The following is a 266-nucleotide window of genomic DNA, read 5'->3' on the forward strand; positions in this document are numbered from 1 at the left end:
GACCTGCGTCAGCACAGCCTGTTCGTGTGCGGCGTAGCCCTTCACGGCGGCGGCGAGGTTCGGCACCAGATCGGCGCGGCGCTGATACTGGTTCAAGACTTCCGACCAAGCCGCGTTGACGTCTTCGTCCGACGACTGGATCGCGTTATAGCCGCAGCCCGCGAGCGGTGCGAGGATCAGACAAGCCAGCAGAATGCGCAGCCACTTCATGAGTTCGATTCCTGTCGAGAGCCCGTTGCGGGCGAGTTGAGAAAAATTCGCTTGTG

At 61.7% G+C, this 266-nt stretch carries 1 protein-coding gene; it reads right to left on the reverse strand.

Going from position 1 to position 266, the window contains the following annotated elements; all coding sequences use genetic code 11:
• On the reverse strand, positions 1 to 210 hold a 210-nt coding region (locus SB751_RS31335), incomplete at its 3' end, for a LemA family protein (protein WP_410749189.1).
• Positions 211 to 266 lie beyond the last annotated feature (56 nt).

Source organism: Cupriavidus sp. SIMBA_020, assembly GCF_046535395.1.
Classification (GTDB): Bacteria; Pseudomonadota; Gammaproteobacteria; order Burkholderiales; family Burkholderiaceae; genus Cupriavidus; species Cupriavidus campinensis.